This window comes from Streptomyces flaveolus, from assembly GCF_014648815.1.
GTDB classification, from domain to species: Bacteria; Actinomycetota; Actinomycetes; order Streptomycetales; family Streptomycetaceae; genus Streptomyces; species Streptomyces flaveolus.
Genome location: NZ_BMRV01000002.1, coordinates 516708 through 532715 on the forward strand (window position 1 = coordinate 516708; position 16008 = coordinate 532715).

The 16008-nt window shown below is 71.3% G+C and carries 15 protein-coding genes; 4 read left to right on the top strand and 11 right to left on the bottom strand.

From position 1 onward, the window contains the following. The first annotated feature begins 116 nt into the window (after positions 1-116). The gene (locus IEZ05_RS06250; RefSeq protein ID WP_189228990.1) at positions 117-878 is read left to right on the top strand and encodes an alpha/beta hydrolase; all 762 of its coding nucleotides are present in this window, start codon (positions 117-119) and stop codon (positions 876-878) included. 16 nt (positions 879-894) lie between these two features. On the opposite strand, the gene IEZ05_RS06255 is transcribed toward IEZ05_RS06250, so the two are convergent. Next, positions 895-1848, bottom strand: a complete 954-nt coding sequence (locus tag IEZ05_RS06255) for a LysR family transcriptional regulator (RefSeq protein ID WP_189228991.1) — start codon at positions 1846-1848, stop codon at positions 895-897. Positions 1849-1911: 63 nt separating this feature from the next. On the opposite strand from IEZ05_RS06255, the gene IEZ05_RS06260 reads away from it, so the two are divergent. Next, complete coding sequence (locus IEZ05_RS06260; RefSeq protein ID WP_189228992.1) at positions 1912-3219, top strand: MFS transporter; 1308 nt, start codon at positions 1912-1914, stop codon at positions 3217-3219. A gap of 111 nt (positions 3220-3330) precedes the next feature. Beyond that, positions 3331-4335 carry a sigma-70 family RNA polymerase sigma factor gene (locus IEZ05_RS06265; RefSeq protein WP_189228993.1) on the top strand — a complete coding sequence of 335 codons (1005 nt, stop codon included), beginning with the start codon at positions 3331-3333 and terminating at the stop codon, positions 4333-4335. On the opposite strand, the gene IEZ05_RS06270 is transcribed toward IEZ05_RS06265, so the two are convergent. Continuing rightward, positions 4228-4614: an STAS domain-containing protein gene (locus tag IEZ05_RS06270; protein WP_189229222.1), complete on the bottom strand. Its 387-nt coding sequence runs from the start codon at positions 4612-4614 to the stop codon at positions 4228-4230. The genes IEZ05_RS06265 and IEZ05_RS06270 overlap by 108 nt on opposite strands. Before the next feature lie 131 nt (positions 4615-4745). On the opposite strand from IEZ05_RS06270, the gene IEZ05_RS06275 reads away from it, so the two are divergent. Further along, positions 4746-5666 (top strand): AEC family transporter, encoded by a 921-nt coding sequence (locus IEZ05_RS06275; RefSeq protein ID WP_189228994.1) that lies wholly within the window; start codon positions 4746-4748, stop codon positions 5664-5666. Between the two features lies 1 nt (position 5667). Here IEZ05_RS06275 and IEZ05_RS06280 read toward each other — a convergent pair whose 3' ends face one another. The 9 genes from IEZ05_RS06280 to IEZ05_RS06320 all read right to left on the bottom strand — a co-directional run bounded on the left by IEZ05_RS06280 (position 5668) and on the right by IEZ05_RS06320 (position 15992). Next, a complete protein-coding gene (locus IEZ05_RS06280; protein ID WP_189228995.1) occupies positions 5668-6252 on the bottom strand; it encodes a Uma2 family endonuclease in 585 nt (194 codons plus the stop codon). A 96-nt stretch (positions 6253-6348) separates the two neighbouring features. Continuing rightward, the gene (locus tag IEZ05_RS06285; RefSeq protein WP_189229223.1) at positions 6349-7626 is read right to left on the bottom strand and encodes a thymidine phosphorylase; all 1278 of its coding nucleotides are present in this window, start codon (positions 7624-7626) and stop codon (positions 6349-6351) included. 18 nt (positions 7627-7644) lie between these two features. Continuing rightward, complete coding sequence (locus tag IEZ05_RS06290; RefSeq protein WP_189228996.1) at positions 7645-8037, bottom strand: cytidine deaminase; 393 nt, start codon at positions 8035-8037, stop codon at positions 7645-7647. After that, positions 8034-9299: an ABC transporter permease gene (locus IEZ05_RS06295; RefSeq protein WP_189228997.1), complete on the bottom strand. Its 1266-nt coding sequence runs from the start codon at positions 9297-9299 to the stop codon at positions 8034-8036. Before IEZ05_RS06295 ends, IEZ05_RS06290 begins: the two co-directional genes overlap by 4 nt. Further along, positions 9296-10420 (bottom strand): ABC transporter permease, encoded by a 1125-nt coding sequence (locus tag IEZ05_RS06300; protein WP_189228998.1) that lies wholly within the window; start codon positions 10418-10420, stop codon positions 9296-9298. The genes IEZ05_RS06295 and IEZ05_RS06300 overlap by 4 nt, the downstream gene beginning before the upstream one ends. After that, positions 10420-11985, bottom strand: a complete 1566-nt coding sequence (locus tag IEZ05_RS06305) for an ABC transporter ATP-binding protein (protein ID WP_189228999.1) — start codon at positions 11983-11985, stop codon at positions 10420-10422. The genes IEZ05_RS06300 and IEZ05_RS06305 overlap by 1 nt, the downstream gene beginning before the upstream one ends. 226 nt (positions 11986-12211) lie before the next feature. After that, positions 12212-13261 (bottom strand): BMP family lipoprotein, encoded by a 1050-nt coding sequence (locus IEZ05_RS06310; protein WP_189229000.1) that lies wholly within the window; start codon positions 13259-13261, stop codon positions 12212-12214. Between the two features lie 271 nt (positions 13262-13532). Beyond that, positions 13533-14585, bottom strand: coding sequence for a BMP family lipoprotein (locus IEZ05_RS06315; protein ID WP_189229001.1), 1053 nt, complete (start codon positions 14583-14585; stop codon positions 13533-13535). Between the two features lie 174 nt (positions 14586-14759). After that, on the bottom strand, positions 14760-15992 hold the full coding sequence (locus IEZ05_RS06320; RefSeq protein WP_189229002.1) for a M20 family metallopeptidase: 1233 nt from the start codon (positions 15990-15992) through the stop codon (positions 14760-14762). Positions 15993-16008 lie beyond the last annotated feature (16 nt).

Below are 16008 nucleotides of genomic sequence, written 5' to 3' on the forward strand. Positions count from 1 at the left end.
GACGGAAGTGCCCGCGAGTAGGAACTTCCCGGCGAATCGGTGTACGCGACCGCCGATATGTAACGGTGACTGCGAGGACAGGTCGCGTCCACCTCGTCTTCTGAGAATGTTCTGTCATGGCACAGCAAGCGACGCCGGTCCGTCAGGCCCGGCTGGGGCGAACGCTCGGTCCGGAGGGGGCAGCGGTCAGCGGCGTGGTGCTGCTGCTCCCCGGTGGCGACGAGGTCTCCAGCCGCAGGCCGTCTCCGCTGCTGGCGAGCGCGTCGGTACGCGCGCTGGGGCGCCGGCTGGCCCGCGCGGGCCGTGACGAGGGCCTGGCCACGCATGTCGTGCACTACCGCTACCGGGGCTGGAACGGCGCCGAGGCGCATCTAGCGCGCGACGCCGACTGGGCCGCCGCCGAGGCGGTGCGGCGCTACGGCGACGTCCCGGTCTGCCTCGTGGGCGTGGGCATGGGCGGACGGGCAGCGCTGCGGGCGGCCGGGCACGAGGCCGTCAACTCCGTGCTGGCGATCGCCCCTTGGCTGCCGGACGAGGACGTGGCGGCGGCACCCGAACCGGTGAAGCAGCTCGCCGGGCGCCAGGTGCTGATCGTGCACGGCACGAACGACGAACGCAGCGACCCCGAGCTGTCGTTCCGGCTGGCGTCCCGGGCGAAGAAGGCCAACCGTGACGTGTGCCGGTTCGAAGTGCACTCCGACGGGCACGGGTTGCGGCAGTACCGGGACGAAGTCGCTGCGCTGGCGGAGGACTTCGTGCTGGGCGTGCTGTTCGGGCAGTCCTTCTCGCGGCCGGTGGAGGACGCGCTGGCCGCGCCACCGCCGCTGGGGCTGCGGATGCCGCTGGCGGTGGGGTTCGGGAAGTCGCTGCGCCGGTAGGGGCGACGGGCCGGGGTCAGTCCGGCAGGAGGTGGCCCCTCCTGGACAGCAGGAACTTCTTGAAGGCCGCCACCGGGGGCGTGTCCGTGCGGCCCGCCAGCCAGGCGACGCCGATCTCGCGGGCCGCGCGCGGCGCCGTGACCGTCAGTTCGACCACGCCGGGGCGCGGCACGGTGGGCGGCGGCAGGAGCGCCACGCCGAGGCCCGCGGCGACCAGGCCGCGCAGCGTCTCCGCCTCCTCCCCCTCGAAGGCCACGCGGGGCCGGAAGCCGGCCTCCCCGCAGAGGTCGTCGGTGATGCGGCGCAGTCCGTAGCCGGGCTCCAGGGTCACGAAGTTCTCGTCGGCCGCCTCGGCGAGCCGGATGCGCCGGCGGGCGGCCAGCGGATGGTCGGCCGGGACGACGAGGCGCAGCTTCTGCTCGTCCAGGCGGCGGGCTACCAGGTCGGGGGCGTCCGGGACCGGGGAGGTCAGGCAGAGGTCGAGCTCGCCGGCGCGCAGCCGCTCCAGCATGGCCTCGCCGTAGTTCTGCACGAGGCTGAAGCGGACGCGGGGGTGGTCGGCGCGGAAGGCGTGCAGCAGCCCGGGGACGGTCTCGGCGCCCATGGTGTGCAGGAAGCCGAAGGCGACCTTGCCAGTGGCCGGGTCGACGTCCGCGCGTACCTCCTCGGCGGCGCGCTCGATCTCGGCGAGGGCGCGTTCGACGGAGCCGAGGAAGCTGTGCCCGGCGGGGGTCAGGGCCAGGGTGCGGCCCCGGCGGACGAACAGGTCCACCCCGAGGTCCGCTTCGAGGCGGACGAGGGCACGGGAGAGGGTGGACTGCGGGACGTTCATCTCCTGCGCGGCCCGGGTGACGTGCTCGGTGCGGGCGACGCCGGCGAAGTGCGCGAGGCGCGGCGCGAGCAGCGTGACGATGTCTTCTGTGTCACTGGACGGTGACAGACGGGCTCCTGAGCTTTGCTGATGCACCATGGGAACGATTATGACGATTCCATGCATTGGACGGATGAGTCCCGTGGTCCTTACCTTCGCAGCATGACTCCCGCCGATACCGGGGCGTCCACCACCGTGGGCGCCGCGTCTGCCGTCTCCGTCCCCTCCGCCCCCGACGCCTCCGACTCGCGCATGACCCCGGGCGGTCCCGGTTACCGCCGGATGAGTCTCGCCCTCTTCCTGGCGGGCGTCGCGACCTTCGCGCTCCTCTACTCCACCCAGGCCCTGCTGCCCCTGATCTCCGGCGACCTCGGGGTGACGGCGAGCGACGCGAGCTGGACGGTGGCCGCCGCGACGGGCGGCCTGGCGGTGTTCGTGCTGCCGATGAGCGCCCTGTCGGAGCGCTTCGGACGGCGCACGGTGATGACGGCGTCGCTGGCGGTCGCGGTGACCCTCGGGCTGCTGGTGCCCTTCGCCCCGTCGCTGCCGGCGCTGGTCGCGCTGCGCGCGGTGCAGGGCGCGGCGCTGGCCGGGCTGCCGGCCTCGGCGACGGCATACCTCGCGGAGGAGGTGCGGCCGCGGGCGCTGGTCACCGCGATCGGCCTGTTCGTGGCGGGCAACAGCGTCGGCGGCATGAGCGGCCGGATCATCACCGGCTGGGTCGCGCAGGAGTGGGGCTGGCGGGTCGCCGTCGGGGTGATCGGCCTGGTCGCGGTGGCGTGCGCGGTGGCCTTCCGGCTGCTGCTGCCGGCGCCGCGGCACTTCACGGCGGGCTCGCTGCGCCCGCGGGTCCTGGTCCGCACGGTCCGCGACCACCTCGCCGACCCCTTGCTGCGCCGTCTGTACGCGATCGGCGCGCTGTTCATGACGGTGTTCGGCGGCGTCTACACGGTGATCGGCTACCGCCTGACCGAGGCGCCGTTCTCCCTGCCGCAGGGTGTCATCGGCTCGATCTTCCTGGTGTACCTGGTCGGTACGGTCTCGGCGTCCACGGCGGGCCGGCTGGTGGGCCGGCTCGGGCGCCGCGGGGCGCTGTACCTGGGCGGCGGCACGACGGCGGCGGGCCTGCTGCTGTCCCTCGCGCCCTGGCTGCCGCTGGTCCTGCTGGGGCTGGTGCTGATCACGGCGGGCTTCTTCGCCGGGCACGCGGTGGCCTCGTCGGCGGTCGGCAAGACCGCCACGCACGGCCGCGCCCAGGCGTCGGCGCTCTACCAGTCCGCCTACTACATCGGCTCCAGCGCGGGCAGCACGGTGGGCGCGGTGGCCTTCCACTCCGGTGGCTGGGCCGGGACGGTCGGGGTCGGGCTGCTGGCGGTGCTGGGCGTCGTGGCGATCACGGCCCTCGGGTCGCTGGCGGCGCGCCGCCAGGGCGTGGGGGCCCCGGTGCGGGGTCTGCCCGCCACGCGTTGACGTGCGCCTTTCCTGACTCCGCGGGCCATTGTCAGTCCCCTGCGGTAGCTTCCGAAGTGCGAGGCGCGAGAACGCGCACGACGGGACGGCCCAGGGGTGGGTGGGTGGACGATGACCAACGGCACCATGACGCCGGAGCTGGACTCCGCGCTGGAGAAGCACCGGGTCGAGCTGACGGGGTACTGCTACCGGATGCTCGGTTCCTCCTTCGAGGCCGAGGACGCGGTGCAGGACACCCTGGTCCGCGCCTGGCGGAGCTACGACAAGTTCGAGGGCCGCTCCAGTCTCCGCTCCTGGCTGTACCGCATCGCGACCAACGTCTGCCTGGACATGCTGACCGCGGGCAACAAGCGGGCCCGTCCGATGGACCTGACGGACTCGACACCGCTCGCCCAGGCCGCCCTGTCGCCCCGCCCGGACAACACCTGGCTGGAGCCGATGCCGGACGCGCGGGTGCTGCCGACGACGGCCGACCCGGCGGAGGCCGCGGTCGCCAAGGAGTCGGTGCGGCTCGCCTTCATGGCGGCGCTCCAGCAGCTGCCGCCCAAGCAGCGGGCGGTGCTGATCCTGCGCGAGGTGCTGGCGTGGAAGGCGAGCGAGGTCGCCGAGCTGCTCGGCACGACGGTCGCGTCCGTCAACAGCGCCCTCCAGCGGGCCCGGGCGACGCTCGCCGAGCGGGCGGACCAGGGGGCGGGCGCGGCGGTGTCCGACCCGCTGGACGAGGAGCAGCAGAAGCTTCTGGAGCGCTATGTCGCGGCCTTCGAGGGCTATGACATGACGGCGCTGACGGCACTGCTGCACGAGGACGCGGTCATGACCATGCCGCCGTTCGACCTGTGGCTGGCCGGTCCGGCGGACATCACCGGGTTCATGGCGACGCTCGGCGCCGCGTGCGCGGGCTCGCGGCTGCTGCCGGTCGAGGCCAACGGGCTGCCGGCCTTCGCGCACTACAAGCCCGACCCGGAGGCGGGTGGCTTCGCGCCGTGGGCGGTCCAGGTGCTGGAGATCTCAGACGGCCGCATCACCGGGTTCCACTGCTTCCTGGACACCAAGCGGTGGTTCCCGCTGTTCGACCTGCCGCTCCGCCTCGAAGCGGAGACCGACGAGGTCCAGTAGGGCGCCCAGGGCGGGGTCGGGGTCGCGCAGCCGTATCCGGCCCCCGGCCCGCCGGGCGGCGAGTTCCAGCCGGGCCAGCAGGTCGACGACGGCGAGGCCGGGCGGTCCCAGTCCGCCGACGTCGCAGACGACGACGCCTGCCCGGGTGGCTTCCAGCAGCGCGCGCACCTCGTCGCAGAGCCGGGGTGTCTCCCCTCGGGAGACAGGCCCCAGCAGCACGAGTACGGCGGGTGTCACGGCGTCCACGTGCGGTAGACCAGGCGGACCGGTGGAACTCATCGGTGCGGGCACGTCGAAGATCACGTTGACCCGGTGCGGCCCGACCCGGAGGGTTGGCATGTGCCCCACATACCTCCGCGTGCCGCGCTGCCCGACGCCCTCCGCCTCCTCGTCCCCGGGGAGGCGTCGCCGTGCAGGGGGTGCTGACCGGCTTCGCGGTGATCGCGGTGGTGATCGGCGTCGGCTATGTGCTGGGGCTGCGCGGGTACCTCGGCGATCAGGGGCGCCAGGTGCTGACCAAGCTCGCCTTCCACGTGGCGTCCCCGGCGCTGCTGTTCACCACGCTCTCGGGGGCCGACCTGTCGGTGGTCTTCTCCAGCCGCCTCCTGGTGACGGCGCTGTCCACGGTCGCGGTGGCCGGGGTCTTCGTCGCGGTGGGTGCCGCCCGGGGCTGGGGCGTGGGGCGTACGACGATCGGCGCGCTGTGCTCCGGTTACGTCAACTCCGGCAACCTCGGCATCCCGATCGCCGTGTACGTGCTGGGCGACGCCTCGCTGGTGGCGCCGGTGCTGCTGTTCCAGCTGGTGCTGGTGACGCCGGTGGCGGTGACGATCCTGGACCTGTCGGGCGAGGCCGCGAAGGGCTCGTTGTGGCGGAGGCTGCTGACGCCGCTGCGCAATCCGATAGCGCTGGGCTCGCTCGCCGGGGTGGCGGTCGCCGCGAGCGGGCTACGGGTGCCGGACGCGGTCATGGACCCGGTGACGCTGATCGGCAACATGTCGGTCCCCGCGGTGCTGATGGCCTTCGGTATCGGTCTGTGCGGCTCCACGATGCCGTTGCGGGGCGCGGACCGGCGGCCGGTGCTGCTGGCGGTGGCGTTGAAGGCGGTGGGTCAGCCGGCGGTGGCCTGGGCACTGGCGTCGGGGGTGTTCGGGCTGCGGGGCGCCCAACTGCTGGACGTGGTGGTGACGTCGGCACTGCCCGCCGCGCAGAACCTGTACACGTACGCCACGACCTACGGGGTGGGCGAGCGGCTGGCGCGGGACGCGATCCTGGTGTCGACGGTGGTGTCCGTGCCGGTGCTGGTGGGGGTGGCCGCGGTGCTGGGGTGAGTCAGGCCTCGGGGAACTCGCTGGTGTCGAGGGTCAGGTCGAAGGGGGCGGGGAGCGTGAGGGGGTCGCCGAACTTCGCGGCACTCAACACCCGGTAGACGTCACCCTTCGGTTCGCCGTACAGCGTCGCTGTGGGGCCGCCGGGGGCCCAGCGGTCGATGAGGAGGTAGAGCGGAATACCGGCGGTCGCGTAGGCGGCGGGCTTGCTGATGCGGTCGTGCCGGGCGTTGGACTTGGAGGTGACCTCGACGACGAGTTCCGCGAGGGCGGCGGGGATGTGGGTGTCGGATTCCGTGTGGTCGGGCAATGGTGCGACCACGAGGTCGGGGATGAGCATTCCGAGGCGGGACGGAACGGCGATCGCCAGTGTCTGGAAGATCTCCCAGTCCTCCGGGATCGCTGAGTACAAGCGACGCTGGATGCGTGCAGCGATCACGTTGTGCGGCAGTCCCGGAGCTGGTGACACGGTGATGATCCCCTCGATGATCTCCACCTTGCTGCCCTCGGGCCAATCCATCTCCTCCCAGAACCGGACGAGGTCGTCCCAGTTCCGGTCGGGCTCCTGGCTCACGGTGAGTGCGCTCATGGCGGTTCTCCTATCGGTGCGTCACCGCTCTCAGCATGCCGAACGGGACCGGCACTGGTCTACCGATCCCGTTCACCCGTATGGGGAAATGCCTGGTCAGGCGATACGTTCCAGCACCACCGGCGCGGCGGTGAAGTCCGTGCCCGCCGGGGCGATGTCGTACGAGCCCTCCACGGCCGCGAGCGCGTACGCGAAGCGGTCGGGGGTGTCCGTGTGGAGGGTCAGGAGGGGCTGGCCCTCGGTGACCGTGTCGCCCGGCTTGGCGTGGAGTTCGACGCCCGCGGCGGCCTGCACCGGGTCCTCCTTGCGGGCGCGGCCAGCGCCGAGGCGCCAGGCGGCGACGCCGATGTCGTAGGCGTCGAGGCGGGTCAGGACGCCCGAGGAGGCGGCCTTCACCACGTGCTGTTCCTTCGACGTGGGCAGGGCCGCGTCCGGGTCGCCGCCCTGGGCCGCGATCATGCGGCGCCAGACGTCCATCGCGGAGCCGTCGGCGAGGGCCTTCGCCGGGTCGGCGTCCTTGATGCCGGCGGCGTCGAGCATCTCGCGGGCCAGGGCGAGGGTCAGCTCGACGACGTCGGACGGGCCGCCGCCGGCCAGGACCTCGACCGACTCGCGGACCTCCAGGGCGTTGCCGGCGGTGAGGCCGAGCGGGGTGGCCATGTCGGTGAGCAGGGCGACGGTCTTCACGCCGTGGTCGGTGCCGAGGCCGACCATCGTGGAGGCCAGCTCGCGGGCGTCCTCGATGGTCTTCATGAAGGCGCCGGTGCCCACCTTCACGTCCAGGACCAGGGAGCCGGTGCCCTCGGCGATCTTCTTGGACATGATGGAGGACGCGATCAGCGGGATCGCCTCGACCGTGCCGGTCACGTCGCGCAGGGCGTACAGCTTCTTGTCGGCGGGGGCGAGACCGTCACCCGCCGCGCAGATCACCGCGCCGACGCCGTCCAGGACGTTCAGCATCTCCTCGTTGGACAGCAGCGCGCGCCAGCCGGGGATCGACTCCAGCTTGTCCAGGGTGCCGCCGGTGTGGCCGAGGCCGCGGCCGGAGAGCTGCGGGACGGCCGCGCCGCAGGCCGCCACCAGGGGCGCCAGCGGCAGGGTGATCTTGTCGCCGACGCCGCCCGTGGAGTGCTTGTCGGCGGTCGGGCGGGACAGGGACGAGAAGTCCATGCGCTCGCCCGAGGCGATCATCGCGGCCGTCCAGCGGGCGATCTCGCCGCGGTTCATGCCGTTGAGCAGGATCGCCATCGCGAGGGCCGACATCTGCTCGTCGGCCACCTCGCCGCGGGTGTACGCGTCGATGACCCAGTCGATCTGCTCACCGCTGAGTTCGCCGCGGTCCCGCTTGGTGCGGATGACGGAGATGACGTCCATGGCCATGTCTGGCTTTCCTTACTTCGTGAGGTGGTCGGGGCCGAAGGCCTGCGGGAGCATCTCCGCGAGCGGGAGCACCCCGGCGGGGGTCTCCAGCAGCATCTCCGGGCCGCCGAACTCGAACAGCAGCTGACGGCAGCGCCCGCACGGCACCAGGATCTCGCCGTGGCCGTCGACGCAGACGAAGTGCGTCAGCCGGCCGCCGCCGGTCAGCTGGAGCTGGGAGACCAGGCCGCACTCGGCGCACAGGCCGATGCCGTAGCTGGCGTTCTCCACGTTGCAGCCGCTGACGGTGCGGCCGTCGTCGACCAGGGCGGCGGCGCCGACGGCGTACCCGGAGTACGGGGCGTACGCCCGGGACATCGCGTCCCGGGCCGCCGTGCGCAGGGCCTCCCAGTCGACGCCGGTCACTTGCCCTGCCCCTTCCGGTACTGCATGCCGTCCGCCTTCGGCATCCGCAGCCGCTGCGCGGACAGCGCGAGGACGACCAGGGTGACGACGTACGGGGTGGCGGAGACGACCTGGTTCGGGACCTCGTTGGTGCCCGCGTACCAGGCGAAGACCAGCGCGCCGACGACGAACGTGATCGCGGCCTTGACGTACTTCTTGCGGACCGCGAGCCAGATGGCGCCGGCGACCAGCAGCAGCGCGCCGAGCAGCAGCAGGGCGTGCACGTTGGCGGAGCCGCCGCGCAGGTTGAGGCTGTCGGTGTAGCCGAAGAGACCGGCGCCGACGGCGAGGCCGCCCGGCATCCAGTTGCCGAAGATCATCGCCGCGAGGCCGATGTAGCCGCGGCCGCTGGTCTGGCCCTCCAGGTAGAAGGGGTTGGCCACGATGGAGAGGAAGACACCGCCGAGGCCGGCCAGGCCGCCGGAGATGATCACGGCGAGGTACTTGTACTTGTAGACGTTGACGCCGAGCGACTCGGCGGCGATCGGGTTCTCGCCGCACGAGCGCAGGCGCAGGCCGAACGGGGTGCGCCACAGGATCCACCAGGTGGCGGGGATCAGCGCGACGGCGATCAGGGTCAGCCAGGACACGTCGGTGACCAGGCCGCCGAGCAGGCCGGCGACGTCCGAGATCAGGAACCAGCCCTTGTCGTTGAGGGTCTGGAGGCCGTCGGACAGGCCCGGCACCGTGAAGTGGCCGAGGGAGTCGACCGGCGGGGACTGCTTGGCCGAGCCGCCCTGGTGGCCCTCGAAGGCGAGCGGGGCCAGGTAGCGGGTGGCGCCCAGGGCGAGGATGTTGATGGCCACACCGGAGACGATGTGGTTGACGTTGAAGGTGACGGTGACGATCGCGTGCAGCAGACCGCCGATCGCGCCGCCGACGATGCCGACGAGGACGCCGGTCCACGGGCCCCACTGGAAGCCGGCCCAGGCGCCGAACCAGGTGCCGAGGATCATCATGCCCTCGAGGCCGATGTTGACGACGCCCGCGCGCTCGGCCCACAGGCCGCCGAGGCCGGCGAGCCCGATGGGCACGGCGAGCTGGAGCGCGGTGGACATCTGGCTGACGTTGGTGATGCCGTCGGCGCCGGTGATCAGTCGGACGATCGAGGTCAGCGCCAGGGCGCCGACGATGACCAGGAGCAGTACGGGCCACGACATGCGGCGGCCGGTCGGCGCCGCGGGCTGCAGCGTGGGCTGGTTGAGGTCGGTCGCGGTGGTCATCGGCCAGCCACCTCCTTCTTGGTGTTGTCGGTGGCGCCGAGGACGTGACCGGCGGCCAGCTCCGCGCCGACCCGGCGCTGCTGGCGGCGCAGGCCCCACTCGCGGACGGCCTCGTAGGAGACGACGACGGAGAGGACGATCAGGCCCTGCATGATGACCGCGATCTCCTTGTCGTAGCCGTGGAAGTCCAGCTCGGGCGAGGCCTTGTCGAGCCAGGCCCACAGCAGCGCGGCGAAGGCGATGCCGACCGGGCTGTTGCGGCCCAGCAGGGCGATGCCGATGCCGAGGAAGCCGATGCCGGTGGGGAAGTTGAGGCTGTAGGTGTGGGTGTCGCCGAGCAGGATCGGCAGGCCCGCGAGACCGGCGAGCCCGCCGGAGATGAGCATCGCGGTGAGCACCATGCGCTTGGGGTCGACACCGCTGGCCGCGGCGGCGGACTCGGAGGCGCCCGAGGCGCGCAGGTCGAAGCCGAAGCGGGTGCGGTTGAGGACGATCCAGTAGCCGATGCCGAGCAGGACGGCCAGGATCACCAGGCCGTAGATCTCGCCGGCCGCGCCCATGTCGATGCCGGGGATCCAGCCGGACTCGTGCATCTCGCCGGTGGTGTTGTTGTTGCCGATCTTGACGCCGAAGACGTCCGGCAGCCAGAGGTAGCCGATGACGGCGGTGGCGATGGCGTTGAGCATGATCGTCGCGACGACCTCGCTGACACCGCGGGTGATCTTGAGGACGCCGGCGATGCCGGACCAGAAGGCACCGGTGCACACGGCGGTCAGCAGCAGCAGCGGTACCTGGAGGAACGCCGGCAGGTTCGCGTGGGCGCCGACGATCGCGGCCATCATCGCGGCGAGCTGGTACTGGCCGTCGACGCCGATGTTGAACAGGTTCATCCGGAAGCCGATGGCGACCGCGAGGGCCGCGATGTAGTACATCGACGCCTGGTTGATGATCAGGACCTGGATGTCGGAGAACCCGGCCTGCTCGAACATCAGGGCGAACGGTTCGACGGGGTTCTTGCCCGAGGCGATCAGGACGATCGCGCTGAGCACGAAGGCCACGGCGAGCGCGATGACCGGTCCGGCCACCGCGAGGAGCACGCGCTCCTTGTCGAACTTCTTCATCAGCGGGCCTCGTCTTCCGGAGACTCGGGAGACTTGCGGATCTCGGGGGTCTCGTCGTGTTCCAGGTGGCCGGAGGCGGCACCGGTCATCGCCGAGCCGAGCTCCTCGGGGGTGATGGTGGCCGGGTCGGCGTCCGCGACCAGCTTGCCGTCGTAGATCACCCGGAGGGTGTCGGACAGACCGATCAGCTCGTCCAGGTCGGCGGAGATCAGCAGCACCGCCAGGCCCTCGCGGCGGGCCTCGCGGATGTGGTCCCAGATCGCGGCCTGTGCGCCGACGTCCACACCGCGGGTGGGGTGGGCGGCGATCAGGAAGCGCGGCTTGTGGCTCATCTCGCGGCCGACGATCAGCTTCTGCTGGTTGCCGCCGGACAGCGAGGCGGCGGTGACGTCGATGCCGGGGGTGCGGACGTCGTACGCCTCGACGATGCGGCGGGTGTCCTCCTGGGAGCCCTTCGGGTCCAGCCAGAAGCCCTTGCTGTTCGGCTTCTCGGTGACGTGGCCAAGGATGCGGTTCTCCCAGAGGGGGGACTCCAGGAGCAGGCCGTGCCGGTGACGGTCCTCGGGGATGTAGCCGACGCCCTGCTCGCGGCGCTTGCGGGTGGGCAGCGAGGTGATGTCCTGATCGAGGAAGCGGATCGTGCCGGAGTCGGCGTGCTTGAGGCCGATCAGCGCGTCGACCAGCTCCGTCTGGCCGTTGCCCTCGACACCGGCGATGCCCAGGACCTCGCCGGCGTGGATGGTGAAGGAGATGTCGTCGAGCAGGGCCTTGCCGCCCGGCGCCACCAGGCGCAGCGTGTCGACGGTGAGGACCGGACGGTCGGTGACCGTCGACTCCGCCGTCTCCGGCGTCGGCAGTTCGCTGCCGACCATCAGCTCGGCGAGCTGGCGCGGGGTGGTCTCGGACGGGACGGCGGTGCCGACCGTGGTGCCGCGCCGGATGACGGTGATGTCGTCGGCGACGGAGAGGACCTCGCCCAGCTTGTGGGAGATGAAGATGACGGACAGGCCCTCGGCCTTCAGCTCGCGCAGGTTGTCGAAGAGGGCGTCCACCTCCTGCGGCACCAGGACGGCCGTCGGCTCGTCGAGGATCAGCGTGCGGGCGCCGCGGTAGAGGACCTTGAGGATCTCCACGCGCTGGCGGGCGGCGACGCCGAGCTCCTCGACCAGGACGTCGGGGCGCACGCCGAGGCCGTAGCGCTCGGAGATCTCCTTGATCTTGCGGCGGGCCTTGCCGCCGATGCCGTAGAGCTTCTCGCTGCCGAGGACCACGTTCTCGAGGACCGTGAGGTTGTCGGCGAGCATGAAGTGCTGGTGGACCATGCCGATGCCGCGGACGATGGCGTCGGCGGGCGACGAGAAGGAGACCTGCTCGCCGTCGATCGCGATGGTGCCCTCGTCCGGCTTCTGCATGCCGTAGAGAATCTTCATCAGCGTCGACTTGCCGGCGCCGTTCTCGCCGACGAGGGCGTGGACGGTGCCCTTGCGGACGGTGAGGTGAATGTCGTGGTTGGCCACGACACCGGGGAAACGCTTGGTGATCCCGGCGAGTTCGACGGCGGTCACCGATTCGTTGACCGCCGCTCCGGCCGGAGGGCTGCTGGACGCGTTGATGGCGCACTCTCCTGGGGACGGGGGTCGTCTACGCGCGTAGCGCCCCTACGGCATCTGAAGCGGCGGCGGCACATCGACACGACGGGGTACGAGGAGGACCTGGAGGTGCCCTTCCCGTACCCCGCCGAGCGGCGCAACCCCGCGGTTACACGCTGTTCGAGGTGGTGCTCAGCTCAGTTCAGCTGCTCTTGACCTTGATCTCGCCGCTGACGATCTTCTCCTTGGCCGTCTTGATGGCTGCCTGGAGCTCGGCGTTGTCCGCGAACTTCGGGTTGGAGACCGCCAGGCCGACCTCGCCGGACTTCAGATCGCCCTTGACGATACCGGTCGCGGGCTTGCCGTCCTTGACCGACTTCGCAAGGTTGTACACGGCCTTGGCGACGTCCTTGGTGGCCGAAGTCAGGATGGAGTCCTTGTACTTGGCGAGGGCTTCCTGCTTGTACTGGTCGGAGTCGACGCCGATCGCCCAGATCTTGTGCGCGGCGGCGGCCTCGATCACGCCCTGGCCGGACAGACCGGCGGCGGCGTAGACGACGTCGGCCTTCTTCTCGATCTGGCCCTCGGCGGCGGTCTTGCCCTTGTCGGGGCTGGAGAAGCCGCCCTCCTCCGCCGTCTGCGTCAGGTACTGCGACAGCACCTTGACCTTCGGGTTGGTGTCGGTGACGCCCTGCTCGAAGCCGGCCTGGAACTTGTGGATCAGCGGGACGTCCACACCGCCCACGAAGCCGACCGTGTTGGTCTTGGTGCTCTTGGCGGCGGCGACACCGGCGAGGTAGGAGGCCTCCTCCTCGTTGAAGACCAGGTCCGCCACGTTCTTCGCGTTGATCGTGGCGTCGTCCACGATGCCGAAGGTGGTGTCCGGGTACTTCTCGGCGGCGCTCTTCATGGCGGTGGCGTACGCGTAGCCGACGCCGATCACCGGGTTGTAGCCCTGCTTCGCCAGCGACGCGAGGCGCTGCTCCTTGTCGGCGTCGGTCTCGCCCTCGGTGGGCTCGATGTCGGCCGTCTCGTAGCCGAACTCCTTCTTCGCCTGCTCGAGACCCGAGAAGGCGGCGTCGTTGAAGGACTGGTCGCCCTTGCCGCCGACGTCGTAGGCGATGGCGAGACCCTTGTCCCCCTTCGACTCCGACGACCCGGAGGAGGTCGAGGTACCGCCGCAGGCGGCGAGGGCGAGGGCCAGGGAGGCGGTCGCTGCGCCTGCGACCGTGATCCGGGTAATCCGGCGCATTGTGGAGCTCCTGTCGTACAAGCGCCGTACGGTTCGGCTTCGGCGCTGGCTTCGCCGCAGATTAACGCGCGTAGACCTGCCTGAAAACCCCTTCTGTCCACCTTGTTATCCGCCCGTGAGCAAGGCAACGCGCAGGAGCGTCCGAGGCTTGCCGCCCGCGAACGCCGGGTGGCGGAGGGTGACGCGACGGGGCCTGGGCAGGCCGGCGGGAACGCCGAAGCGGGCGGGTGCTGGGGGCGCCCGCCCGCTTCGTGAGGTTCCGTACGGTCCGCTACTCGGTCTTGACCTTGATCGAGCCGCTGACGATGCCTTCCTTGGCCTTGGCCACGGCGTCCTTGGCGCCCGGGACCTCGGCGAACTTCGGGTTGCTGTCGGACAGGCCCACGCCGTCGGACTTCAGGTCGAAGGTCTGGGTGCCGGTCAGCGGCTTGCCGTCCTCCACCGACTTGGCCAGGGCGAACACCGCGCCGTTGATGTCCTTGAGGGCGGAGGTGAGGATCTGGTCCTTGTACGCGGCGAGGGCTTCCTGCTTGTACTGGTCGGAGTCGACGCCGATCGCCCAGACCTTGGCCTTCGCGGCGGCCTCGATCACGCCCTGGCCGGACAGACCGGCCGCCTGGTAGACGACGTCGGCCTTCTTCTCGATCTGGCCCTCGGCGGCGGCCCGGCCCTTGTCGGGGCTGGAGAAGCCGCCCTCCTCCGCGGTCTGCGTCAGGTACTGCGACAGGACCTTGACCTTGGGGTTGGTGTCCTCGACGCCCTGCTTGTAGCCCGCCTCGAACTTGTGGATCAGCGGGACGTCCACGCCGCCCACGAAGCCGACCGTGTTGGTCTTGGTGGCCTTGGCCGCGGCGACGCCGGCGAGGTAGGAGGCCTCGTTCTCGGCGAAGACGAGGGACGCCACGTTCTTGCCCTCGACCACGGAGTCCACGATGCCGAAGGTGGTGTCGGGGTACTTCTCGGCGACGGCCTTCATCGCCGGGCCGTAGGCGAAGCCGACGCCGATCACCGGGTTGTAGCCCTGCTTCGCCAGCGAGGCGAGGCGCTGCTCCTTGTCCGCGTCCGTCTCGCCCTCGGTGGGCTCGATGTCGGCGGTCTTGTAGCCGAACTCCTTCTGGGCCCTCTGCAGACCGGCGTACGCGGCGTCGTTGAAGGACTGGTCGCCCTTGCCGCCGATGTCGTACGCGATGGCGAGGCCCTTGGCGTCCTTGTTGCCGTCGTCGCCGCTGTCGCTCTCGCTGCTGGTGCCTCCGCAGGCCGTGGCGGCGAGTGCGAGCGACGCGACCCCCACCGCGACGCGGGTCAGTCTCGATATCCGACGCATCTGAAGCTCCCCATTCTCCAAAGCCCCGCAGCGGGCGCTCGGTTCGGCGCACATTAACGCGCGTAGAAACTCCTGGGAACGGGGTTCCGCAGTGCCGTTACCCATTCGTGCCGCTGGCCGGTGACGGCCCGGTGAACCACCGGGCCGAACGCGGCCGAACGGTACCGAAGCGGGCTACTGCACGGCGTCGATGAGGGCGGCCGCGGTGAACATCTCCACGCCGACGGTGATGGCGTGCTCGTCCACGTCGAAGTCGCCCTGGTGCAGGTCCCGCACCATGCGCTCGCCGGGCGGGCGGACGCCGAGCCGGGCCATCGCGCCGGGCACGTGCTCCAGGTACCAGGAGAAGTCCTCGCCGCCGAGGCTCTGCTCGGTGGTCTCGACGGAGTCCGTGCCGCGCCGGGCGGCCATGGCGGCCTGGAGCAGCTCGGTGCTCGTCACCTCGTTGACGACGGGGGGCACGCCCCGGACGTAGGTGATCTCGGACTTGGCCCGGTGCAGGTTGGCGACCTCGTCGATGGCGCCGACCACGAGGTCGGGCGCCTGCCGCCAGGCGTCGAGGTCGAGGCAGCGCACGGTGCCCGCGAGCTCGGCGTGCTGCGGGATGACGTTCGGGGCGTGGCCGCAGTCGATCCGGCCCCAGGTCATGGCGAGGCCGCTGCGGCTGTCCACCCGCCGGGCGACGATCGCGGGCACGTCGACGACGACCCGCGCGGCGGCGGTGACCAGGTCGGTGGTCAGGTGCGGCCGGGCGGTGTGCCCGCCGGGGCCGTTCAGGGAGATCTCCAGCCGGTCGCAGGCGGAGGTGATGGGGCCCACCCGCAGCCCGACCTTGCCGGCGTCCACCCGGGGATCGCAGTGCACGGCCAGGATGCGGCGCACCCCGTCGAGCGCGCCGCCCTCGATGGCGTCGGCGGCACCGCCGGGCAGCACCTCCTCCGCGGGCTGGAAGATCAGCCGCACGGGCCGGGGCAGCAGGCCCTGCTCGTGCAGGGCGGCGAGCACGAGGCCGGTTCCGAGGACGACGGTGGTGTGCACGTCGTGCCCGCAGGCGTGGGCGCGGTCCGGGACGATCGAGCGGTACGCGCACTCGCTCTTGGTGTCCGGGATGGGCAGCGCGTCGATGTCGGCCCGCAGCGCGAGCATGCGCGGCCCGCCGGCCCACTGTCCCGAGTCGGTGCCGATGTCGCAGACGAGTCCCGTGCCGACGGGGAGCACCCGCGGCTTGAGGCCGGCCCGCTCGAGCCGCTCCTTGATCGCGGCGGTGGTGCGGAACTCCTGATTGCCCAGCTCGGGATGCATGTGCAGGTCGCGGCGGAAGGCCACGAGCTCAGCGCGCAGTGCCTCGGGCAGGGTGCCGGGAAGCAGCGCTTCCCCTGACGGATCGGCCTCGGACTCTCGGGACATCAATTGCTTCACCCTC